This window comes from Staphylococcus sp. EZ-P03, from assembly GCF_003344575.1.
In the GTDB taxonomy this organism is placed as follows: domain Bacteria; phylum Bacillota; class Bacilli; order Staphylococcales; family Staphylococcaceae; genus Staphylococcus; species Staphylococcus simulans_B.
This window is the reverse complement of sequence record NZ_QPMO01000015.1, coordinates 81,932-107,236: the sequence shown is the minus strand read 5'-3', so window position 1 is coordinate 107,236 and position 25,305 is coordinate 81,932. Positions and strand designations below refer to the sequence as shown.

General features: G+C 37.4%; 19 protein-coding genes. 15 read left to right on the top strand and 4 right to left on the bottom strand.

The features are described 5' to 3' along the window. Positions 1–261 precede the first annotated feature (261 nt). The 9 genes from pxpB (at position 262) to DVJ99_RS08120 (ending at position 12,825) form a co-directional block, all read left to right on the top strand. On the top strand, positions 262–972 hold the full coding sequence (gene pxpB, locus DVJ99_RS08160; RefSeq protein ID WP_114603837.1) for a 5-oxoprolinase subunit PxpB: 711 nt from the start codon (positions 262–264) through the stop codon (positions 970–972). Further along, positions 956–1,960 carry a 5-oxoprolinase subunit C family protein gene (locus tag DVJ99_RS08155; RefSeq protein WP_105993529.1) on the top strand — a complete coding sequence of 335 codons (1,005 nt, stop codon included), beginning with the start codon at positions 956–958 and terminating at the stop codon, positions 1,958–1,960. Before pxpB ends, DVJ99_RS08155 begins: the two co-directional genes overlap by 17 nt. Positions 1,961–2,520: 560 nt before the next feature. Next, positions 2,521–4,467 (top strand): polyglycerol-phosphate lipoteichoic acid synthase LtaS, encoded by a 1,947-nt coding sequence (gene ltaS, locus DVJ99_RS08150; RefSeq protein ID WP_105993530.1) that lies wholly within the window; start codon positions 2,521–2,523, stop codon positions 4,465–4,467. A 231-nt stretch (positions 4,468–4,698) separates the two neighbouring features. Beyond that, complete coding sequence (locus tag DVJ99_RS08145; protein WP_114603836.1) at positions 4,699–6,570, top strand: ABC-F family ATP-binding cassette domain-containing protein; 1,872 nt, start codon at positions 4,699–4,701, stop codon at positions 6,568–6,570. A gap of 9 nt (positions 6,571–6,579) precedes the next feature. After that, entirely contained in the window at positions 6,580–8,361 is a 1,782-nt protein-coding gene (gene recQ / locus DVJ99_RS08140; RefSeq protein WP_205527054.1) for a DNA helicase RecQ, read from the top strand. Positions 8,362–8,450: 89 nt separating this feature from the next. Further along, complete coding sequence (locus tag DVJ99_RS08135) at positions 8,451–9,407, top strand: ABC transporter ATP-binding protein (RefSeq protein ID WP_114603834.1); 957 nt, start codon at positions 8,451–8,453, stop codon at positions 9,405–9,407. Beyond that, the gene (locus tag DVJ99_RS08130) at positions 9,404–10,921 is read left to right on the top strand and encodes an ABC transporter permease/substrate-binding protein (protein WP_114603833.1); all 1,518 of its coding nucleotides are present in this window, start codon (positions 9,404–9,406) and stop codon (positions 10,919–10,921) included. The genes DVJ99_RS08135 and DVJ99_RS08130 overlap by 4 nt, the downstream gene beginning before the upstream one ends. A 165-nt stretch (positions 10,922–11,086) precedes the next feature. Further along, a complete protein-coding gene (hisC, locus tag DVJ99_RS08125; protein WP_114603832.1) occupies positions 11,087–12,151 on the top strand; it encodes a histidinol-phosphate transaminase in 1,065 nt (354 codons plus the stop codon). Positions 12,152–12,288: 137 nt separating this feature from the next. Then, positions 12,289–12,825: a 5' nucleotidase, NT5C type gene (locus DVJ99_RS08120; protein ID WP_105993536.1), complete on the top strand. Its 537-nt coding sequence runs from the start codon at positions 12,289–12,291 to the stop codon at positions 12,823–12,825. 107 nt (positions 12,826–12,932) lie between these two features. On the opposite strand, the gene DVJ99_RS08115 is transcribed toward DVJ99_RS08120, so the two are convergent. The 4 genes from DVJ99_RS08115 to DVJ99_RS08100 all read right to left on the bottom strand — a co-directional run bounded on the left by DVJ99_RS08115 (position 12,933) and on the right by DVJ99_RS08100 (position 17,823). Further along, positions 12,933–14,435, bottom strand: a complete 1,503-nt coding sequence (locus DVJ99_RS08115; protein ID WP_114603831.1) for a peptide MFS transporter — start codon at positions 14,433–14,435, stop codon at positions 12,933–12,935. Between the two features lie 285 nt (positions 14,436–14,720). Beyond that, positions 14,721–16,244 carry a peptide MFS transporter gene (locus DVJ99_RS08110; protein ID WP_105993538.1) on the bottom strand — a complete coding sequence of 508 codons (1,524 nt, stop codon included), beginning with the start codon at positions 16,242–16,244 and terminating at the stop codon, positions 14,721–14,723. Positions 16,245–16,429: 185 nt separating this feature from the next. Continuing rightward, positions 16,430–16,933, bottom strand: a complete 504-nt coding sequence (gene queF / locus DVJ99_RS08105; protein WP_105993539.1) for a preQ(1) synthase — start codon at positions 16,931–16,933, stop codon at positions 16,430–16,432. A gap of 2 nt (positions 16,934–16,935) precedes the next feature. After that, the gene (locus DVJ99_RS08100) at positions 16,936–17,823 is read right to left on the bottom strand and encodes a DMT family transporter (protein WP_114603830.1); all 888 of its coding nucleotides are present in this window, start codon (positions 17,821–17,823) and stop codon (positions 16,936–16,938) included. A gap of 887 nt (positions 17,824–18,710) precedes the next feature. Here DVJ99_RS08100 and nrdI point away from each other — a divergent pair. The 6 genes from nrdI (at position 18,711) to DVJ99_RS08070 (ending at position 25,233) form a co-directional block, all read left to right on the top strand. Next, a complete protein-coding gene (nrdI, locus tag DVJ99_RS08095) occupies positions 18,711–19,112 on the top strand; it encodes a class Ib ribonucleoside-diphosphate reductase assembly flavoprotein NrdI (RefSeq protein ID WP_105993541.1) in 402 nt (133 codons plus the stop codon). Next, positions 19,075–21,180: a class 1b ribonucleoside-diphosphate reductase subunit alpha gene (gene nrdE, locus DVJ99_RS08090; RefSeq protein ID WP_114603829.1), complete on the top strand. Its 2,106-nt coding sequence runs from the start codon at positions 19,075–19,077 to the stop codon at positions 21,178–21,180. Before nrdI ends, nrdE begins: the two co-directional genes overlap by 38 nt. Positions 21,181–21,296: 116 nt before the next feature. Continuing rightward, a complete protein-coding gene (gene nrdF / locus DVJ99_RS08085; protein ID WP_114603828.1) occupies positions 21,297–22,271 on the top strand; it encodes a class 1b ribonucleoside-diphosphate reductase subunit beta in 975 nt (324 codons plus the stop codon). Between the two features lie 298 nt (positions 22,272–22,569). Beyond that, complete coding sequence (locus DVJ99_RS08080) at positions 22,570–23,526, top strand: ABC transporter permease (RefSeq protein WP_205527053.1); 957 nt, start codon at positions 22,570–22,572, stop codon at positions 23,524–23,526. Further along, a complete protein-coding gene (locus DVJ99_RS08075; RefSeq protein WP_105993545.1) occupies positions 23,516–24,478 on the top strand; it encodes an iron chelate uptake ABC transporter family permease subunit in 963 nt (320 codons plus the stop codon). The genes DVJ99_RS08080 and DVJ99_RS08075 overlap by 11 nt, the downstream gene beginning before the upstream one ends. Beyond that, entirely contained in the window at positions 24,475–25,233 is a 759-nt protein-coding gene (locus DVJ99_RS08070; RefSeq protein ID WP_114603827.1) for an iron ABC transporter ATP-binding protein, read from the top strand. The genes DVJ99_RS08075 and DVJ99_RS08070 overlap by 4 nt, the downstream gene beginning before the upstream one ends. The last annotated feature ends 72 nt before the right edge of the window (positions 25,234–25,305 follow it).

Sequence of the window (25,305 nt, the reverse complement as noted above, 5' to 3'; positions counted from 1 at the left end):
ATTATAAGTTTCAGAAGGGTATAAATTAAGGTGGCAGCATGATTTGGATAATCATAATATTGATAGTTGCTGTAACGATGATTGCTAAGCGCATGATGAAACATTACATTCAGCAGCACCAGCTGATAAAAGCCAAAGTTGTTGTAGGTGTAATGTTATTGATACAAATTGTACTCGTATATTATTTTATGAACATGTTGATAACGTATATTTTGAGGTTGTTAAATATATTCTATAATCAATGAAGACCAGAGGTGCATTATGAAAATATATAGTCAAGGTGACCAAGCCATCGTGGTTTCTGTGGAAAAAGAAGTCACACAACATACAACAGAAGATTTGTTAGCATTGCGTAAATACTTATTAGATCAAAATTATCCGTTTATTACTGAAATTGTGCCGACAGAATCGGATATGATGATTGTTTATAATGCGCGAGATATGATTAAGCATCACCATATCGTGTCTCCATTTCAATACATGACGGATTTGCTGCACTCTATTAAAATTGAAGTCAAACACGGGGATGCAGTGAATATGCCGACAGAATTACCAGTGTATTACGGCGGAGAATACGGGCCGGATTTAGCTGAACTCGCAGCGTATTTCAAAATGACTGAAGAAGAATTCATTCAATTGCATGCGCATAAAACGTATTTCGTTTCAATGATGGGCTATTCACCTGGTTTTCCATATTTAACAGGATTGAATGAACGTATTTATGTCAATCATACGGGCAGCGAACAAAAATTCATTCCTGCAGGATCCGTTATTTTAGAAGGTAAGAAATGCGGTGTAGTGACAACAGATACATATGGCGACTGGCTTGTGATCGGTTATACACCTGTGCGTTTATTCAACCCAGAGAAAGAAGACTTTACTTTATTGAAATTAGGAGATACGGTGCGTTTTAAACCGGCAGATCCTGAAAATGCAGCAGTAGGAGGCAATGAGCATGTCAATCATAATTGAAAATCCAGGGCTGTTTTCTAGTTTCCAAGATTTTGGACGCCAAGGTTATGAACATGATGGCGTGATTCCCGGCGGTGCCCTTGATTTCCTAGCACATGAAATCGCAAACCGTCTAGTCGCAAATGATAAAAATGAAGCGACATTAGAAATGACGACAAAAATGGCGCGTATCCGTTTTACAGAGCCTACATTAATTGCACTTTCCGGCGGCAATTTTAAAGCGTGGACACAAAATATGCGTATTTTGCCGAATAAATTGTATTTAGTCGAAAAAGGCGATGTATTGCAGTTTTCTGAATCTAACCGTACTTCACGCGTTTACTTAGCAATCGGCGGCGGTGTGGAATTAGAAGAGTGGCTCGGCTCAACTTCTACTGACTTTTTATCTAAAATCGGCGGCTATCAAGGACGTGCATTGCAGACAGGCGATGCAATTAATATGAAACGCAACTACACAAAACGCCATTTGAAGTTATTCGATAACTTGAAAGTCACACACAAGACAGACTGGGGTATTGACGGTTATGCGTTATCTTTCAACTACATGTCTGATATGTTCCATGTTGTCTTAAACAAAGGTGCAGAGGACTTTGACGAAGAGACACTTAACCGATTTACTTACGGAGAATACAAAGTAACCAGCAAAGCGAATCGTGCCGGTATGATTTTAGAAGGCGATCCGGTGAAAGCATTCTATGAAGATATGCCGCCGCATCAATCAGTTAAACGCGGTACGATTCAAGTGAAACGTGACGGTTCACCGATTATTTTATTAAATGACCATTATACATTAGGCAGTTATCCGCAGCTTGGAACGATTGCAAGCTATCATTTAACAAAACTTGCACAAAAGCCGCAAGGTGCACGTTTGAAATTCCAATATATTGATGTGTACACAGCTGAAAGCAACTTAATGAAATACAGCAGCTGGCTGCAACAGTTGTTCCATGGTATTGAGTACCGTATGCTGCAGGAAATGCAGAAATAATAATTGAAACATCTGACTGAATAATCCGAGAGAAGCGACATGCTTTTCTCGGATTTTTTGCTGCTTTAAAATAACACCAGCTACTAGGGCTGCGGACTGATTCAAAATTGAGGCAGCTGCTGTATAATTTTACTTTATCAACACTTATTCATTACGAAATTGATAAGGCTTAACACGCACTATGAACGGTTTTCAAATTGCCTTATTAATAAATTAACATAGAAAAAATAAAGTGTAATAAGTCATCTTTGCGTAAGATATTACTTGAAATGTAGTGTGAAATGTTCTATATTTAATTACTGTACTACGTGATTTTTGTTACAAGTATGTTACAAAAAGTAGTGTTTGTAAATTTTTAGTGAATATGAAATTGAAAAATGAAACGAAAAAAAGATGTAACGATTGAAAATATAGACTGATAAAGCAGTTTTAACTGCTTTGCTTTTTATTGATTGGCCATTGAGCAGGAAGCCTTTCTAAGAGATACGATATAAAACGGGGAATGGTGCTGTTTGATGATTGATTGAATACTAAAATAACAAATAACGGGGGAGACACACATGAGTCTGCAGAAAAAGAAAATAAGCATATTTGTCTTCTTCTTGCTTACCGTACTAACCGTAAGTTTGAAGACGTATTTTGCTTATTATGTTGATTTTTCTTTAGGAGTTAAGGGATTAGTCCAAAATTTGATTTTGTTAATGAATCCATACAGCTTACTCGCATTAATACTTAGCGTATTCTTGTTCTTTAAAGGTAAGAAAGCGTTCTGGTTTATGCTTATCGGCGGATTCTTATTAACTTTCTTGCTTTACGCGAACGTTGTTTACTTTAGATTCTTCTCAGACTTTTTAACATTCAGTACTTTAAATCAAGCGGGCAACGTTGAATCTATGGGCGGTGCAGTATCTGCGTCGTTCAAATGGTATGACTTCGTATATTTCATTGATACGATTGTTTACCTGTTTATCTTAATCTTTAAATCAAGCTGGTTAAATACACGTACTTTCAGCAAGAAGTTCGTACCAGTTGTAATGGCAGTTTCAGTTGCTTTATTCTTCTTGAACTTAGCATTTGCGGAAACTGACCGTCCTGAATTATTAACTCGTACATTCGACCATAAGTATCTAGTTAAATATCTTGGACCATACAACTTCACAGTTTATGATGGTGTGAAATCTATTCAAAACCATCAAGAAAAAGCAATGGCATCTGAAGATGATTTAACAAAAGTACTTAACTATACAAAACAAAGACAATCAGAAGTAAAACCTAATCCAGAATACTTTGGTGCAGGTAAAAAGAAAAATGTTATTAAAATCCATTTAGAAAGTTTCCAAACTTTCTTGATCAACAAAAAAGTCAATGGTAAAGAAGTAACGCCTTTCCTTAACAAATTGTCATCAGGACAAGAAGGCTACAGATATTATCCGAACTTCTTCCACCAAACTGGACAAGGTAAAACATCTGATGCGGAATTTACAATGGATAACAGCTTATACGGTTTACCGCAAGGTTCAGCTTATTCATTGAAAGGTTCTAACACGTATCAATCATTACCTGCCATTCTTGATCAAAAACGCGGTTATACAAGCAATGTAATGCATGGTGACTACAAAACTTTCTGGAACCGTGACCAAGTCTACAAACATTTCGGTATCGATAAATTCTACGATGCAACATATTATGACATGAGTCCGGAAAACATCGAAAACTTAGGATTGAAAGATAAACCGTTCTTCAAAGAATCAGCGGAATATCAATCTAAGATGAAGAAACCATTCTACTCACACTTGATTACATTGACAAACCATTACCCATTCACTTTATCTCCGGATGAAGCGGGAATTGAAAAACCAAACACTGGTGATTCAACAGTAGATGGTTATGTTCAAACTGCGAACTATATGGATAGTGCATTAGAAGAATATATTAATGAATTGAAGAAAAAAGGTCTTTATGATGACTCTGTGATCATCATTTATGGTGACCACTACGGTATTTCTGAAAACCATAATAAAGCAATGGAAAAACTTTTAGGCGAAGAAATTACACCAGCGAAATTCATGGACTTGAACCGTACTGGTTTATGGATGAAAGTTCCTGGTAAAGAAGGCGGCGTAGACAATACTTACGGCGGACAAATCGACGTAATGCCTACATTGCTTAACTTAGAAGGTATCAATACAGATAACTTCTTAATGCTGGGTACAGATTTATTATCTAAAAACCATAAAGAAGTTGTACCATTCAGAAACGGTGATTTCATCACTCCTGAATACAAATATGTAAATGGTAAAGCATACGATAATAAAACGAACCAACCATTGCCTAAAGAACCTGCAGACTTGCAGAAAAATAAACAACAAGTCGAAAAAGACTTGGAAATGAGCGACAGCGTTCTTAATGGTGATTTATTCAGATTCTATAAAAACCCAGACTTCAAAAAAATTGATCCATCTAAATATCAATATAAAGCAGGACCAAAAGGTTCTGAGAAAAAATAATCAATGATAAACAGGTCATTGAATTGAACGGGCAAATCCGAAAAGGGTTTGCCCGTTTTCTTTTTTGTATTCGAAAATCTTTACAAAAGCTTAATATTTAACTCGCTTAGAAGAACCTGTAAGAGTATCTTTTGAGCCTCAAAAGATGTATAATATATAGAACTGAAAATTGAGATGTGCAGAGGACTACCTCAATTGATATGAACGGATTGAACAAAGCGGAGGCATGACATGGAAGCATATAAAATTGAACATTTACATAAATCATACGCAGATAAGATTATTTTTGATGACTTGCACTTATCTGTCTCAGAGCATGAACGTATTGGACTCGTAGGTATTAATGGGACAGGGAAGAGTACATTGTTAAAAGTGATTGCAGGACTAGATGATGACTTTGAAGCAGAAGTCAATTGTCCGAATGCTTATCGCATACGCTATTCTTCGCAAAAACAAGACTTGAATCAAGACCATACAGTGCTTGAAGAAGTATTAAGTGCAGATACAGATGCTGTAAAGCTCATTAAAAATTACGAAACAGCTGTACAGCGCTACAGCGAAACACAAAGCGATAAAGACTTCCAGCAAATGATGAACGCACAAGAAGCAATGGATCAAGCTGAGGCATGGGATTACAGTGCTGAAGTGAAAACGATTCTATCTAAACTCGGCATTCATGATACATCTAAACCAGTAAGTGCGTTATCTGGCGGTCAGCAAAAGCGTGTGGTTTTAGCAAAAACTTTAATTGAACAACCGGATTTATTGCTTTTAGACGAACCGACCAACCATTTAGATTTTGATTCGATTAAATGGCTGATTAATTATGTGAAGCAATATCCGCACACTGTCTTGTTTGTGACGCACGATCGTTATTTCTTAAATGAAGTATCGACACGCATTGTGGAACTGGATAGAGGCAAATTAACTACCTATCCCGGCAATTATGAAGACTATATTGCGATGCGTGCAGAAAATGAACAAATCGAACAGCAGCAAAATCAAAAAGCACGTCAATTGTATAAACAAGAACTTGCATGGATGCGTGCGGGTGCTAAAGCCAGAACGACTAAGCAGCAAGCACGTATTAATCGTTTCGGCGACTTAGAAGCACAAGTGAAGAATCAAACAACAAGAGAAAGCGGACAATTGAATTTAGCGCATTCAAGATTAGGCAAGCAAGTCTTTGAATTAGATGATGTATCAAAACGTATCGGAGATAAGACGTTATTTGAGCATGTGACGCAAATTATTCAAAACGGCCAGCAAATCGGTATTGTAGGACCGAATGGTGCAGGTAAAACGACGTTATTGAATATATTAGCTGGGGAAGATACAGATTTTGACGGTGATTTGAAAATCGGATTAACTGTAAAAACAGCTTATTTCAAACAAACTGATGAGCGTTTAGACAGAGATATACGTGTCATTGATTTCTTGCGTGAAGAAAGCGAAGTCGCAAAAGAAAAAGACGGCACAACTGTTTCAGTCACACAGTTGTTAGAACGTTTCTTATTCCCAAGCGCAACACACGGCAAGAAAGTCTATAAATTATCCGGCGGAGAACAAAAGCGTTTGTATTTGCTGAGATTGTTGGTGCATCAACCGAATGTGCTGCTGCTTGATGAGCCGACCAATGACTTGGATACTGAAACATTAACAATCCTTGAAGACTATATTGCGACGTTCGGCGGTACAGTCATCACTGTCAGCCATGATCGCTACTTCTTAAATAAAGTGGCACAAGAATATTGGTATGTACATGATGGTAAAATCGAACGTGTTATCGGAAGCTTTGAGGATTATGAAAATTATAAACAAGAACAAGAAAAACAAAAGGAAACTGTGAAAACACAGCCGAAAGCACCGAAAGAAAGACAAAGAAAAGGGTTGTCTTATAAAGAAAAACGTGAATACGAAACTGTTATGGAGCGTATTGAACAAACAGAAACGCGTCTAGAGAAAATAGAACAAGAGATGATAGACGCAAGCGACGACTACGGTAAAATTCAAGAATTAAACACAGAGAAAGAAGCGCTAGAGACACAGTATGAAGCTGACATCACACGATGGAGCGAGCTTGAAGAATTAAAAGAACAATAAGGGGTCAAGATTATGGAAACGACATTATCGCATTATTTTGGATATAAAGATTTCCGTCCAGGGCAGAAGGAAATTATATCTAAAATTTTAGACAAACAAAATGTCCTGGGGGTTTTACCTACAGGCGGCGGTAAATCATTATGTTATCAAGTACCGGGACTCATTATGGGTGGCGTCACGGTAGTCATCAGTCCATTGATTTCATTGATGAAAGACCAAGTGGATCAGTTGAAAGCAATGGGTATTCGCGCTGCTTATCTGAACAGCAGCTTGTCTCAAAAGGAGCAGCGAGCAATTGAAGCAGAATTAAAACGCGGCGATATTCAGTTCTTGTATGTCGCGCCAGAGCGTTTTGACAATGGTCAATTTATGAAGCTGATGTTCGGATTAGATATTCATTTAATCGCTTTTGATGAAGCACACTGTATTTCTAAATGGGGGCACGATTTCAGACCGAGTTATCAGCAAGTGATTGATAAAGTTATGAGTCTGCCTCAAGACTTTGCGATTGCGGCATTGACAGCTACAGCAACTGTTGAAGTTCAAAAAGACATTATGGAACGTTTGCACATTGCTTTTTACAATCGTGTAAAAACAAGTGTTAAACGTCCGAACCTGGTCTTCAAAGTAAATTCAACGTATCAAAGACAGAAGTTCGTCTTAGAGTATGTGAAAGAACATGACCACCAAGCAGGCATTATTTATTGTTCGACGCGCAAACAAGTCGAAGAGCTGCAGCAAGTGTTTGAAGATCAGAAAATCAACAGTACGATTTATCATGCAGGTTTAACGAATAAAGAGCGTGAAGAAGCACAAAACGACTTTGTCTTCGACCGTACGAAAGTAGTCATTGCGACCAACGCATTCGGTATGGGAATCGATAAATCGAATGTCAGATATGTCATCCATTACAATATGCCGGGTGATTTAGAATCTTATTATCAAGAAGCTGGGCGTGCCGGACGTGACGGCTTAACAAGTGAATGTATTCTATTGTACAGCGATCGTGATATCAGCTTGCATCAATTCTTTATTTCATCTTCTAAAGGGGATGATGATTATAAAGAGAAAATGGGTGAAAAGCTGAATAAAATGATTCAATATACCAAGACAAAGAAATGTCTGGAAGCTACTTTAGTCCATTACTTTGAACCGAATGAGAAGCTTGAAGAATGCGGACGCTGCAGCAACTGCAGAAATGAAAACAAAACATACGATATGACGAATGAAGCGAAGAAAATCATCAGTTGTATTGTACGCATGAAGCAGCAAGAAACGTACGGCGTAATCATTCAAGTGTTAAGAGGGGAAACGTCAGACTATGTGAAGTACAACCAGTATGACAAACTTTCAACGTTCGGTATTATGAAAGAATATACTACATCAGAATGCAGTCATTTGATTGATGAATTACGCTTTAAAGGTTTCTTAAATGAAAATGATGAAGTTTTAACTTGTGATAAAAAGGTTAAGAAAGTATTAAATGAAGGATTAAAAATTTATACTGTACCATTTAAGAAAAAATCACGAGAAAAAGTAAATATTAATACGATTGAAGGCGTCGATCGCGCTTTATACGATGCACTTGTTCAAGTACGTCAACAATTAAGCGAGAAGCTGAATGTGGCACCAATCAGTATTTTTACAGACTTCACTTTGGAAGAGTTTGCGAAGCGCAAGCCAGAATCCAAACAAGAAATGATTGCGATAGATGGTGTCGGCAGTTATAAATTAAAACATTACTGTCCTCAATTTATTGAAACCATTCATAACTATAAAGCACAGGTATAGAGGAAATAAAAAATAACAGCAAGTATCACAATGATTAATGTGTAAGCTTGCTGTTTTTTTAAAATGAATAGAATGCAGGTGAATAAAGCATGATAGAATTTAAGAACGTTTCGAAGCAATACGGCAATAAGACAGTAGTCGATAATGTCAGCTTTAATGTTGAAGAAGGCGAATTCTTCGTGTTAATCGGACCATCAGGAAGCGGTAAGACAACAACTTTGAAAATGATTAACCGGTTGATTCCGCTCACGAAAGGATACATTTATTTTAAGGATAAGCCGATCAGTGACTTTCCAGTTTATGAAATGCGATGGGATATCGGCTATGTGCTTCAGCAAATTGCGCTGTTTCCGCATATGACGGTGAAAGAAAATATTGCACAAGTGCCTCAAATGAAAGGCTGGGACAAAACTAGAATCGACCAGCGCATTGATGAATTATTAGAAATGGTTAATTTAGATCCTGATACATATTGCGATCGCAAACCTGATGAGTTATCAGGCGGCCAACGTCAACGTGTCGGTGTTGTACGTGCACTGGCTGCAGATCCTCCAATGATATTAATGGATGAACCTTTCAGTGCATTAGATCCGATCAGCCGCACAAAATTGCAAGAAGATTTGATTGAATTGCAGTCAAAAATCAAGAAAACAATTGTGTTTGTGACACATGATATTAACGAAGCTATGAAATTAGCAGATCGTATCTGCTTGTTAAATGAGGGGCGTGTAGAACAAATCGATACACCGGATGGTTTCTTAGATCATCCGAAAAATGAGTTTGTCCGACACTTCATCAGCCAATATGATCAAGCCAACGCACCAAGACTGACACTTGAAACGATTTTACGCGCAACAAAACTGAAAGCGATTGATACTGCACAGGAATTGCCTGTCGTATCTGCAGATGCACCGCTCAATAAAGTATATGAGGATTTAGCACATGCGGATGGTGTTGCAGTTGAGCAGCAAGGACAGCTGCATCTATTAACACGAGAAGATGTCTTTAAGTTCTTAGCACAAAATAAGAGAGGTGACGTATCATGAGTACATTCTTCCAAACCCTCTCTGAACGTAAAGGTGAATTGCTGAGTACTATTTTAGAGCATATTCAGATTTCATTTATCGCTTTGCTGATTGCTTGTTTAATCGGGGTACCTTTAGGTATCTTGCTGACAAAGACCAAGCACTTCTCTGAAGTGATTATTAATATTGCTGCGGTGATGCAGACGATACCGTCACTGGCATTATTAGGTCTAATGATTCCGTTATTCGGAATTGGTACAGTTCCTGCTATCATTGCATTAGTTGTGTATGCATTACTTCCAATCCTGCGTAATACATACACTGGAATCAAGGAAGTAGATCCCTCATTAGTAGAAGCCGCAAAAGGGATTGGGATGAAACCTGGACGCCGCTTAACAAAAGTAGAGTTACCGATTGCTATGCCGATTATTATGGCAGGTATACGTACTGCAATGGTATTAATTATCGGTACTGCAACACTTGCTGCGTTAATCGGGGCAGGCGGTTTAGGTGATTTAATCTTATTAGGTATCGACCGTAATAACAGCTCTCTGATTTTATTAGGCGCTATTCCAGCTGCTATTTTAGCGATTATCTTTGATTTAGCATTGCGTTATATGCAGAAGCTGTCATATAAGAAATTGTTAATTACTTTAGGTGCCATTTTAATTGTTATCGTCTTAGTATTAGTAGTGCCGATGTTAGGCGCAAAAGGCGACAAAGTAACAATTGCCGGCAAATTAGGTTCAGAACCTTCTATCATTACGAATATGTATAAGATTTTAATTGAAGATGAAACAGATAATACAGTTGAAGTAAAAGACGGTATGGGTAAAACATCGTTCTTATACAACGCACTGAAATCAGATGATATTGACGGTTATTTAGAATTCACAGGTACAGTGTTAGGCGAATTAACGAAAGAGCCGTTGAAATCTAAAGAAGAAGCCAAAGTATACCAGCAAGCGAAACAAAGCTTAGAGAAAAAAGAAGGCATCACGATGTTGAAACCGATGAAATACAATAATACGTATGCATTGGCAGTCAAACGCGACTTTGCGAAAAAGCATGGTCTGAAAACGATAGGTGATTTAGAAAAAGTGCAAAATCAAATCAAACCAGGCTTTACATTAGAATTTAATGACCGTCCTGACGGCTTTAAAGCGGTCTCTAAGGCATATGGTCTGAAGTTTGATAATATCCGTACAATGGAACCTAAATTACGCTATCAAGCAGTTAAAAAAGGCGACATCAACTTAATCGATGCTTATTCAACAGATGCGGAATTGAGACAATACGATATGGTGGTATTAGAAGATGATAAACATGTCTTCCCGCCTTATCAAGGCGCACCAATCTTTAAAGAATCCTACCTCAAAGATCATCCTGAAATTAAAAAGCCGCTGAATAAATTAGCAGGCAAAATTTCAGATGAAGAAATGCAGGAAATGAACTATAAAGTAACAGTGAAAAACGAAGATCCGTATCAAGTCGCTAAAGAATATTTAGAAAAAGAACATTTGATTGAAAAATAATAATTAAAGTTTAAGTCTGAGCCTTTGTGCTCGGACTTTTTCTATTTTAAACCGTACAATTTCATGAACGCATGAACAACTATTGCCAACTCGCCTCTATTAGGTATATAATTGTCTGTAAATTTCAAATTTTTAAACAAACCAGTTAAAAGGGGACAGATATTTATGAAAGAACAAATCAATCAACTCTCAGCATATCAGCCAGGTCTCTCGCCAAGAGCTTTAAAAGAAGAATTCGGGTTAGATATCGAATTACATAAACTTGCATCTAATGAAAACTTATACGGACCTTCTCCAAAAGCAAAAGAAGCAATTCGCTCGCATGTCGATGAAGTGTTGTATTACCCGGAAACAGGTGCACCGACATTACGTAAAGATATCGCCAAAGCTTTAGGTATCAATGAAAATCGTATTTTATTCGGTGCCGGCTTAGATGAAGTCATCCTCATGATTTCACGTGCTGTGTTAACACCTGGAGATAAAATTGTTACAAGCCAAGGCACATTCGGGCAATACTATCATAATGCGATTGTAGAAGCGGCAGAAGTTGTGCAAGTACCGCTTAAAGACAATGGACAATTTGATTTAGATGGTATTTTAGCAGAAGTAGATGAAGATACAGCGTTAGTATGGATCTGCAACCCGAATAACCCGACAGGCAATTACGTGACACATGCGGAATTAGAAGCATTTCTTGAACAAGTACCAAGCAACGTACCTGTTTTAGTCGATGAAGCATACTTTGAATTTGTGACAGCAAAAGACTTCCCGGATACATTGAAATTGCAAGAACGCTTCCCGAATGCATTCTTAATGCGTACATTCTCTAAAGCTTACGGCTTAGCTGGTCTTAGAATCGGTTATATCATCGCAACAGAAGAAGCGATTAAAACGTATAATATTATCCGTCCACCGTTTAACGTAGGTCGTTTATCAGAATATGCGGCAGTTGCGGCTTTTGAAGATCAAGCGTACTTAAAAGAAATCCAGCAAAAAAATGCTGCTGAACGTAAGAAATTCTATGAAATTCCAGAAAGCAAGCATTTCTTTGAGAGTCAAACCAACTTTGTATTCATTAATACCAACCGACCTAAAGATTTATATGAAGCATTCTTGAGTGCAGGCTGTATTACACGCCCATTCCCGAACGGTGTACGTGTAACTATCGGCTTCCCAGAACAAAATGATGCCATGATCGAAGTCTTGAAAAATTTTGATTTTGAAAAATAAGCTGAATATGGACAAGCAGAGCGATGAACAGTCTCTGCTTGTTTTGTATTTACATAATCGGCAACCTTGCTTCACAACTAAATAAAATAAATATGCTATACTCGAAGAGAAGATAAGGAAAGGAAGTTGCTATAAGTATGAAGAGAGAATCAATAGCGATTGATATGGATGAAGTATTAGCGGATACAATCAAAGCTTTGATTGAGGAAGTGAATAAACGTACAGATTTAGGAATCAAAGAGGCATTATTAGATGGAAATAAATTACGCCACTTTATGCCGGAACACGAAGGTGTGCTTGATGAAGTTTTGAAACAACCGGGCTTCTTCAAAAACTTAGAAGTGATTAAAGATTCACAAGAAGTGGTTAAGAAACTAGCAGAGCATTATGATATCTACATTGCGACAGCAGCAATGGATGTACCGACTTCGTTCCATGATAAATATGAATGGTTAAGAGTACATTTTCCATTTTTAGATCCGCAGCAATTCGTCTTTTGCGGCAGAAAGAATATTGTTAAAGCAGATTATTTAATTGATGATAACCCAAGACAACTGGCACGTTTTACAGGAAAACCAGTGATGTATACAGCTCAGCACAATATTCATAACGAAGACTTCGATCGTGTGAATAACTGGAAAGAAGTCGAAGCATATTTCTTGGGAAATAAATAAGTGTAAGGCTGAGACCTGAAACCAATAAAAATATGATTCAAATAAGAAAAGAGGGGCAAGAACTTGTTGAGTTCTTGTCCCTCTGTTTTGGGTAATAAAGCGTTATTTTAGCGTATACCGCGCATACCTTTAACAATCTTAGGCACAAATGCTAATGTAACCAACCCGATAATTACTGCTAAACTTCCTAGGAATAAGAAATAATTTTGATAGCCTAACGGCTCGATTAATTTAACGAGCGTTCCGTTGATGGCTTGTGCTGTCGCATTTGCTAATAACCATAAACTCATCATTTGCGAGTTGAAGGCTTTAGGTGCCAATTTAACTGCGGCACTGTTGCCTGTAGGTGATAAACATAATTCACCGATAACGCAAAGGATGTAAGATAAAATAACCCAGTTCACGGATACACTGTTGCCGCCTGAAGTCATCATAACGACTGCTACCAGTATGTAAGAAACACCTGCTAACCATGCACCCCAAACGAATTTAGTCGCCAAGCTTGGTTGACGATCACCCAATTTCTTCCAAACATATGAAAGCACAGGTGCTAACAATACGATGAAGAGCGGGTTAATAGATTGGAAATATGTTTTACCGAAATCTGTTTTCCAACCGAATAAGTTCAATTTCATATCAGTACCGCTTAAAGCGTATAAGTTCAAGACGTTTGAACCTTGTTCTTGGATAGACCAGAAGATAACACCGATAATGAAGAGCGGAATGAATGAAATCACGCGTGAGCGTTCATCATCTGTAACTTCCTTGCTTCTAATCATGATTGTAAAGTATGCAATCGGCAATGCGATACCTAAAACCAATACAGTTGTGCTGACTAAGTTGAATGATAATGTACCTGTTAAGCCGGTAATGACTAATACAAGTGCAATCACTAACACAGCAATACCTGCGATTTTCGCATACTTTTTCTTTTCGCTGCTGTTTAATGGATTGGTTGGTTTAGAACCAACATCTCCTAAATTGCGTTTGTTGAAGAGTAAATAAATCACAAGCGCAAGAGACATACCGATTGCGGCGATTAAGAAGCCTTGATGGAACATATGTCCTTTAGAGAAAGCATTCAATACAAGCGGTGCAGCAAGGGCACCCATATTTACTGACATGTAGAAAATAACAAACCCTGAATCGATACGTTTATCATTTTCAGGATATAAACGACCTACGATGTTAGAGATATTCGGTTTCATAAGTCCTGAACCCACAATGATAAAGAACATTGAAATGAATAATCCTGTTTGAGCCAACGGCAGACTTAAAAAGACGTGACCGATAATAATTAATATGGCACCGTACATCGTTGCGCCGCGTGTCCCTGTAATTCTGTCAGCGACCCATCCGCCAAGTACACTTGTCATGAAGATCAGTGAACCATACACTGACATGACAGATTGTGCTGTTGTTTTGTCCATACCTAATCCGCCATCACTTACGGCGAAGAACATATAGAAGATTAAGAGTGCACGCATTCCGTAATAACTGAATCTCTCCCAAAACTCTACGAAGAATAGGACTCCTAATCCTTTTGGATGTCCGAAGAAACCTTTCTGTGGAATTTCTTGAACATGTTGATTATGCAAATTATTCTGCAAACTAACCCCGACCTTTCTTTCCTATAACGGGTTGATTATATTAGATTTTACTATTTACAATAGGGAGTTTCAATAATTTTCTAAAAATAAAAATATTATCAAAATTCAGATAAATATATGATTTAAAGTTGTGTTCATCAAGCATAATTTAATCACACGCATAATACGAGGGCGCAGAACAATTCAAAGAACATAAGGATAACCGCTTCCCAATATGTCTAAAAAGTGAACGACACAAAGAAAAAAGCCTGAAACCTAAATAAGATTTCAGACTTGATAATAGGATTAGTGAATCCCTTTCATTGCACGACGTACAAATGGAGAAATTGCGATAAGCAATACGCCGATAACTAAAGTTAATAATCCTGAATATAAGAAGTATTGACCTGAGTCCATCTTCGCATATACGACAACAAGCTGTGCGTTTAAACCTTGCGCTGTTGCGTTGCTCAGCATCCATAAACTCATCATTTGTGCTGTGAAAGCATAAGGTGCAAGTTTTGTTGTTGTTGCTAAGCCGACTGGTGAAATACATAACTCTCCGATTGTGATAAGCAAGAAGCTGAGTACTAACCAGATCGGGTGAATCAATTCACCTTGGCCTAAACCGCCGGCTAATGGTACGACCATGATTAAATATGAGATACCGCCGATAATTGCACCTAAAGCAAACTTAATAACTGTAGGCGGATTATGTTTGCCTAATTTCACCCATAATGTCGCAAATAAAGGTGCGAGTGCAACGATAAAGATCGGGTTTAATGATTGGAACCAGGCTGCCGGAATATCAAAATTCAATGCACCGCCTGTTAATTTAGCTAAACTCAGTTCAGTTTTCTTATCCGCAAAGTTGGCTAAGATTGTTGAACCTTGTTCTTGAATCATCCAGAATGCTACAGAAGTAATGTACAAAGGTACATAACTGCCGACACGCGACTTTTCTTCTGGTGTTACTTTCTTGCTTACAAGCATGTAAACAACGATGTAAATCGGTAATGCAATCCCGATGAATGTAACGAGTAAACTGAAGTTTTCGATTGATAATGCGTTAAATGATTTTAAGATGATCAAGTAAATCGCAAATGCAGCGATGATTGCACCTGCAATAATAGAGAATTTCTTCGTATCTGCTTTTGTCAGCGGATTATGTACAGATAATCCTGCTAAGTTTAAGTACTTTTTGCGTTTTGTCCAATAAACGACTAAACCGAAGAACATCCCGATAGCCGCTGTCGCAAATCCTGCGTGGAAACCAACACGTGTTTGCAAGAAACCTGTTAATAATGGTGAAATCAATGCACCTAAGTTGATACCCATGTAGAAAATGGTAAATGCAGCGTCGACACGGTTGTCGTTTTTGTTATAAAGCTCTCCGACTGTTGTAGAAATATTCGGTTTTAATAAACCTGTCCCGATAATCAGCAGCAGCAACGCAATCATAACGGCGGTTAAACTGCCCGGCAAACTTAAAATAATATGACCGAACATAATGAGTATTCCGCCGAAGAATACTGCGTGCTGTGTTCCGGTAATACGGTCAGCAATCCAGCCTCCGATAACCCCAGACATATAGATTAATGTCCCATATAATGCCACAATCTGCATGGCTACAGATTCATCTAATCCGAATCCGCCTTTAGCTACAGAGTAGTACAGATAGTACACTAAAATGGCTTTCATACCATAGTAACTGAATCTCTCCCAAAACTCAGTAAAGAACAAAGTGCTTAGTCCTTTAGGATGCCCAAAGAAACCTGTTCGTGGTGTACTTTCTATGACTTCTTCGCGTGTGTATTGTTTCTTATTCATAATCTTCCCCCTCGGTGTGACTTAAAAATAAGTTTAATCTATTCAATGTGCAGATACAAGAAAATTCTGAAAAATAAATCGTAAAATTACTAAATTATTTGAACAAAAAAGAACGAATCCGCTTCCATAAAAATAAAAAACAACCTGAAATTAATCAGGTTGCTGCTATTAAATCACGTATGAAATTATCTGTTATCAATTTTCTCAGGGTACAAGTCATGATTCATCATACGATACTCTGCCATTTCCTCATATTTAGTATCAGGACGGCCGTAATTCGTATAAGGATCGATAGAAATACCGCCGCGCGGCGTAAATTTGCCCCAAACTTCGATATAATGCGGATCCATCAAATCAATCAAGTCATTCATAATGATATTCATACAATCTTCATGGAAGTCACCATGATTTCTGAAGCTGAATAAATAAAGTTTGAGTGACTTAGACTCTACCATTTTGATATTTGGAATATATGAAATATAAATTGTCGCAAAATCCGGTTGTCCCGTAATAGGGCAAAGCGAAGTGAATTCAGGACAATTGAATTTAACGAAATAGTCGCGGCCTTGATGCTTGTTATCGAATGTTTCTAAGACATCAGGTCGGTAGTCGAAATCGTATTGGTTATTTTGATTGCCGAGCAATGTAATGTCTTGCAAATCTTCTTTTTTACGTCCTTGTTGTGACACGATTATTTTCCTCCTTTATGTTGCGGTTTCGGGTGATTTTTACTTTGTCTGCGTGCTTTTTCAAACATATAGTAGCTTGCACTGATAATGATTACATAGCCTAGTGTAGCATATAAGTCCGGCGATTCTCCGAAAATCACGATGCCCATCAATGCTGTGAAGATGATAGAAGCATACGTAAAGATTGAAATGTCTTTTGCTGGTGCGAAACTATAGGCTAGGGTGATACCGATTTGTCCGACAGCTGCTGATAAACCTGCGCCGACCAAGTAGATAATTTGAAGGCCTGACATGGGTTGATAAGTAAATAGGACAAATGGAATTAAAGCTACAATTGAGAAGAATGAAAAGTAAAAGACAATAGTATACGGTGCTTCTCTTGTGCTTAATGCGCGTACACACGTATAAGCTGAAGCAGCAAAGATACCTGAGAATAATCCGGCAACAGCTGGAATCATTTCAGATGAGAATTGCGGCTGTACGACAAACAACATGCCGACAATCGCAACCAGCATTGCGGTAATTTGATATTTGCGGACTTTCTCATGCAAGAAAATCAAACTGAGCAGAATCGTCCAAAACGGATTCAACTTCATCAATGTATCTGCGTCGCTTAAAAGCATATGGTCAATCGCGTAGATGTTGAGCAGCACACCGATTAAACCGAGTGTAGAACGTGAAATCAATAGGGGCTGACTGCTTAATTTGCCAAACATAGGTTGTTTATATTTATATAAGAAATACAACGGAATCAGCATGGCAACCAAGTTTCTTGCTAAAGACTTTTGGAAGACAGGCAAGTCGCCTGCAAGTCTGAAAAACAGCGACATGAAACTAAAGCCGATCGCTGAAACGAGTATGGCAATAATACCTTTTAATTTAGAATCCATACTTTCTCCTCTACTTTCCTCAAAACTTAACGTATATCATCTTAGCATATATCAAAATAAGTGCCTATATGCACTTGCAAAAGACATCAAGAATCGTTATACTTTAATCGAACATATGTTCCTGTTATAGATTGAGTTATGCATAACCGACTGAATATATGAATTAGTTGATTTTTATTAAAGTATTGCGTTAAGCCTTTCATGGTGGGATTGAGAGAAATCTTATGATGACAAGGTGTACACAAATTTTCTAAAAATCAAGGGCAAAATTACAATTATTTATTTTGAAAGGATTTTTAAGAAAAAATAAGAAGTCTAAGCATAGCGGTGACGCTACTTCTATCAATTTTGACAAATTTAAATAAATTTTAGAGGGGCTATTCTCTTTGAAATTATAATGTGTGTTCGGTATAATGAATCACATAATATAGTATTGAAGAACGAAACCCAACACTATATATTGTGGTTGAACCCAAAATAATGAAAATAATATTTCACTTCTTTTTGGCAATTTCACACATAACTTGAAAGAACAGAATACAGGTTAGGGGTTTAACCTGATATTCCTGCTCATTTAAGAAAAGGCATACAACCCTGTGATTGCAAGAGGATATGCAGTATACAGGTATAACAAGCAAAAGCTTTATTCCATCAATAAAGAGAAAGCCCACTAGTGTGAATAAAATCATCTCAACACAACATGTAGTGTTAAGGATCAATGCATTAACATATCGAAATCAAATTAAAACATGCAGCAGTCACAACATCTCCTTTAAGATACAGCAATACCAGCAAGGCAGCCTGGCATGTTTTTTAATTATGAGAAAGAAAGTGCATGACGCTATGTGACGAGTGAGCGCGTTCTTTATAAGAAAGCGGGTGATTCAATGAAGGTAGTATATTTTTCATTTACTGGTAACGTCAGACGATTTATAGGAAGAACTGAATTTGAGAATACTTTAGAAATTACAAATGACAACTGTGCAGAAGTGCGCGTTGATGAACCTTATATATTGGTCACTAGTACAATTGGTTTTGGAGAAGTGCCAGATGTAGTTAAAACATTTTTGAAAAATAACGGAAATATGATCAGAGGTGTTGTTGGAAGCGGTAATCGCAACTGGGGCCAAAACTTTGCGAAAGCCAGCGAAACCATTTCACGAGAATATTTCGTTCCGCTATTAATGAAGTTTGAAGTACAAGGTACAAAGAAAGATGTAGAAGAGTTTAATGATAAGGTGGGGCAATTATATGAAGACTATGAACGAAAAGCAGTACAATCATATTGAATTAAATAACGAGGTTACAAAGCGTAAAGAAGATGGTTTCTTCAACTTAGAAAAAGACCAAGAAGCTTTAGCGGTTTATTTAGAAGAAATCAAAGATCATACGATTTATTTCGATACAGAAATCGAACGTTTGCACTATCTTGTAGATAATGACTTTTATGTAGATGTATTCAAACAATACAGCGAAGCAGATTTAGAAGAAATTACTGAATATGCACGCAGTATTTCATTCGAATTTGCAAGCTATATGTCAGCAAGCAAATTCTTCAAAGACTATGCTTTGAAAACAAATGATAAAAAGCAATATCTTGAAGACTATTCGCAGCACGTTACAATTGTTGCACTTTATTTAGCGGATGGCGACAAAGCACAAGCTAAACAATTTATCTCATCAATGATTGAACAACGCTACCAACCTGCAACACCTACATTCTTAAACGCAGGACGTGCACGCCGCGGCGAATTAGTTTCATGTTTCTTATTAGAAGTAGATGACAGCTTGAACTCTATCAACTTTATTGATTCAACAGCAAAACAATTAAGTAAAATCGGCGGCGGTGTAGCGATCAACTTATCTAAACTTCGTGCACGCGGCGAAGCAATCAAAGGCATCAAAGGTGTCGCAAAAGGCGTATTGCCTGTTGCGAAATCACTTGAAGGCGGCTTCAGCTATGCAGACCAATTAGGTCAAAGACCAGGTGCAGGTGCGGTTTACCTTAATATCTTCCACTATGATGTTGAAGAGTTCTTAGATACTAAAAAAGTAAACGCAGACGAAGACATCCGTTTATCAACAATTTCAACAGGTTTAATTGTACCTGCTAAATTCTTCGAACTTGCTAAAGAAGGCAAAGACTTCTATATGTTTGCGCCGCACACTGTATATAACGAATACGGCGTAACATTAGATGATATCGATTTAGATAAATATTATGATGAAATGGTTGAGAACCCTAACATCTTAAAACGCAAAAAAGATGCGCGCGAAATGTTGAATACAATTGCGCAAACACAATTGCAATCAGGTTATCCTTATTTAATGTTTAAAGATAACGCAAACAAAGTACATGCCAATTCAAATATCGGCCAAATCAAAATGAGTAACTTATGTACTGAAATCTTCCAATTACAAGAAACTTCAATCATCAATGACTACGGTGTTGAAGATGAGATCAAACGCGATATTTCTTGTAACTTAGGTTCACTTAACATCGTGAACGTAATGGAATCAGGCAAATTCAGAGACTCTGTACACACAGGTATGGATGCATTGACAGTTGTCAGCGATGAAGCGGATATCCAAAACGCGCCAGGTGTACGTAAAGCAAACAGCGAATTGCATTCAGTCGGTTTAGGCGTAATGAACTTGCATGGTTATCTTGCGAAAAATCAAATCGGCTATGAATCAGAAGAAGCAAAAGACTTTGCGAACGTATTCTTCATGATGATGAACTATTACTCAATCGAACGTTCTATGCAAACAGCGAAAGAACGCGGCGAAGCTTATCAAGACTTTGATAAATCAGATTATGCGAGCGGTAAGTACTTTGATAAATATACAAAAGAAGATATCGTTCCTGAATATGAAAAAGTAAAAGCATTATTTGAAGGTTTGGAAATTCCGACTGCAGAAGATTGGAAAGCATTAGCAGAAGACGTTAAACAATATGGTTTATACCATGCTTACCGTCTAGCGATTGCACCGACACAAAGTATTTCATACGTTCAAAATGCGACAAGTTCAGTTATGCCGATTGTAGACCAAATCGAACGTCGTACGTACGGCAACTCTGAAACATTCTATCCAATGCCGTTCTTATCACCGCAAACAATGTGGTACTATAAATCAGCATTCAACACAGATCAAATGCGTTTGATTGATTTAGTAGCAACGATTCAACAACACGTTGACCAAGGTATCTCAACAATCCTTTACGTCAACTCAGAAATTTCTACACGTGAATTAGCACGTTTATATGTCTATGCACATCATAAAGGTCTAAAATCACTTTATTATACACGTAACAAATTATTAAGCGTAGAAGAATGTACAAGCTGCGCTATCTAATAGAGAAAGAAAGTGAGACAACCTGAATAGGTTGTCTCTACATAAGTTATACTGCGAAAATTAAACGGAAATTAAACGAGCTAAATTAAAAATCAAGAATGGGGAAATGCACTTTGATGATCGCTGTCAATTGGAACACGCAAGAAGACATGACGAATATGTTTTGGCGACAAAACATCTCCCAAATGTGGGTAGAAACGGAATTTAAAGTATCTAAAGATATTGCGAGCTGGAAAACTTTAACACCAGAAGAACAAGATACTTTCAAGAAGGCATTGGCCGGCTTAACAGGATTAGATACACACCAAGCTGACGATGGTATGCCTTTAGTCATGATGCACACTAAAGATTTACGTAAAAAAGCAGTTTACTCATTTATGGGGATGATGGAGCAAATCCACGCGAAAAGTTATTCTCATATCTTTACAACACTTTTACCATCTAGCGAAACAAACTATTTATTAGATAAATGGGTGTTGGAAGAACCGCACTTGAAATTCAAATCTGATAAAATCGTAGGCAACTATCATAAACTATGGACAAAAGATGCATCTGTTTATGATCAATATATGGCACGTGTGTCCAGTGTATTCTTAGAAACATTCTTATTCTACTCTGGATTCTATTATCCGCTTTTCCTTGCAGGTCAAGGACGCATGACAACATCTGGTGAAATTATCCGTAAAATTCTATTAGATGAATCGATTCACGGGGTATTCACAGGCTTAGATGCACAACATATGCGTAATGAACTCTCAGAAAACGAAAAGCAGCGTGCGGACCAAGAAATGTATAAATTATTAGATGAATTATACAAAAACGAAGTGTCTTATACACATTCGCTTTATGATCAAATCGGTTTAACAGATGACGTATTAAACTATGTACGTTACAACGGAAACAAAGCGTTATCTAACTTAGGTTTCGAACCTTACTTTGAAGAACGCGAGTTCAACCCGATTATTGAAAATGCCTTAGATACTTCTACGAAGAACCATGACTTCTTCTCAGTTAAAGGTGACGGCTATACATTAGCATTGAATGTAGAAGCGTTGCGTGACGAAGATTTCATTTTCGATGATGAAGAGTAATTGAATGACAAACACTGAATCTGACTGTTTTCACAGTTTAGGTTCAGTGTTTTTTTGTTTTCCTAAAATTAGAGATTTTCAACTAAGATAAGTGTTATTAGAAAAATGCGGAGATATTATACAACTTTTAATAGTATTTAGTCTAATTTTGAATAATAATTTTTATGAAAATGTACAAAAAGTATTGATTAAAATCAATAAACTGATACGATAGATTTAAGTGAAAACGATTATCGTTTACAGTTAGATTAGAGAAAGATAAAAGGAAGGATAGGGTTATAGAATGATTCAGCAACTTATGCGTTTTCCGGTTTTAGTCGTGCTCTTTTTAATTTTAACCGTCCTTTCATTGTTTGTTGGTGTGAGTCAGGTTTCAATTACTCAAATTTTTCATTTAACACAAGAGCAGCAAAATATCCTCGTTTCAAGTCGTATTCCTAGAACAGTCAGCATTGTGATTTCCGGCAGTTCATTAGCACTTGCAGGATTGATTATGCAACAGATGATGCAGAATAAATTTGTCAGTCCAACTACCGCAGGAACAATGGAATGGGCCAAGTTAGGTATTTTAATTGCGCTGATTTTCTTTCCTCAAGCGCACATATTAGTTAAATTATTATTCGCTATGGTACTTAGTATCGGCGGCACTTTCTTCTTTATGAAATTAATACAGATTATCCGCTTCAAAGATGTAATTTTTGTCCCGCTGCTCGGTATTATGATCGGCGGCATTATCTCAAGTTTAACGACCTTTATTGCCTTGCGCACCAATGCGCTTCAAAGTATCGGCAACTGGTTGAACGGAAACTTTGCGATTATTACAAGCGGCCGTTATGAAGTACTGTATCTCAGTATTCCATTGCTTATTGTTACATATATTTTCGCTAATTATTTCACGATAGCCGGCATGGGCAAAGATTTCAGCCATAACTTAGGTGTGAATTATGAAAGAGTTATGATGTTCGGCTTAACAATTACCGCAACGATGACAGCTTTAGTCGTCGTGACAGTCGGAACATTACCGTTTTTAGGTCTGATTGTTCCGAATATTGTTTCCATTTACAGAGGAGACCATTTAAAAAATGCATTACCGCACACTGCTGTATTAGGCGCAATATTCGTTTTGATTTCAGATATTATCGGACGTTTGATTGTCTATCCTTATGAAATCAATATCGGATTGACGATTGGTGTCTTTGGTACATGTATTTTCTTGATCATGTTATTTAAAGGGAGCCGCAACTATGAGTCTTAAACAAACGAAGCTTAAATTATTCATTTTATTTTCGGTAGTTGTGATTACAGGCGCTTTATACCTTGTTTTAGGTATCGATTTTGATATCTTTGCTTATCAGATTCAAAGTCGTATCAGAAAACTGATTTTAATGGTCTTAGTCGGTGCCGCAATCGGTACATCGGTAATTATCTTCCAAGCAATTACCGTCAACCGGTTATTGACACCTTCGATGATGGGGTTAGATGCGGTCTATATGTTTGTGAAAGTCGTCTTAGTTTTTATATTCGGCATTCAATCTATGGCAGTCACAAACTTGTATTTAAACTTTGCATTAACACTTGTCGCAATGATTATATTCGCACTGATTTTATTCCAAGGGGTCTTTAAATACGGCAACTTCTCTGTTTACTTTATTTTGTTGATAGGGGTAATTTTAGGTACCTTCTTCAGAAGTATTACAGGGTTTATCGAATTGGTGCTCAATCCAGAAGATTTCTTGGCAGTTCAAAGTTCAATGTTCGCAAACTTCAACGCTTCAAATGAAAAGTTAGTGCTGATCGGCGGCATTGTGTTGATTATTTTAATTGCGATTACGATCAAGATATTGCCTTATTTAGATGTATTGTTGCTTGGAAAAGCACAAGCAATGAACTTAGGTGTGAATTATACACGTGTAACAAGACTTTTAATGATTATGGTCGCTTTGCTGACGGCTATTGCGACAGCACTGGTAGGACCTATTACATTCTTAGGTCTGTTAACTGTGAATATTGCTCATGAAATTATGAAAACGTTTGAACATAAATATCTCTTGCCGGCGACTATCTTTTTAAGCTGGATCAGTTTATTTACAGCTGAATGGGTTGTAGAACATCTCTTTGAAGCTACAACAGAGGTCAGTATATTAATCAACCTGATCGGCGGCAGTTATTTTGTTTACTTACTCATTAAAAGGAGGAACGTGCGATGATACAAGTCCAAGATTTGAACAAGTCTATTCATGATAAAACGATTCTCAGCGATATTAATGTAGAAATTCGTAAAGGCCGTCTGACATCATTAATCGGTCCGAACGGGGCTGGCAAGAGTACTTTATTGTCAGCAATCAGCCGATTAATCGATGTGGACACTGGTAACATTCAGCTTGAAAATGAACAATTAGAAACCTTTACAAGCAATGAAATCGCAAGAAAGTTATCGGTACTGAAACAAACCAATCACACGGAATTGAATATTACTGTCGAACAGCTTGTCGCATTCGGCCGTTTCCCATATTCTAAAGGACGTTTAACGCCTGAAGATAAAGAAAAAATCAATCAAGCCTTAGATTTATTGCAGTTGCAAGAAATCAAAGACCGTAACCTTAAAACACTTTCTGGCGGACAACGTCAGCGTGCTTACATTGCGATGACAATTGCACAAGATACAGAATGTATTTTGCTGGATGAACCGCTGAACAACCTAGATATGAAATACTCAGTAGACATTATGAAGACACTGAGAACATTGACCAGAGATTACGGCAAAACAATTGTAATTGTCTTGCATGATATCAACTTCGCTTCTAGTTATTCCGATGATGTGGTCGCAATGAAAGACGGCCGTATTGTCAAAGCAGATGTCAGAGACGAAGTGATTCAACCAAGCACTTTAAGATATTTATACGATATGGATGTTCAAATTGAATGCATCCGAGGTCAGAGAATCTGTCTTTACTACGATTAATATTGATGCATTGAAAGGGGTGATGCCGATTTTTTTACGGCATTATGAGACGGGGGTCTAAAATATTCCAAA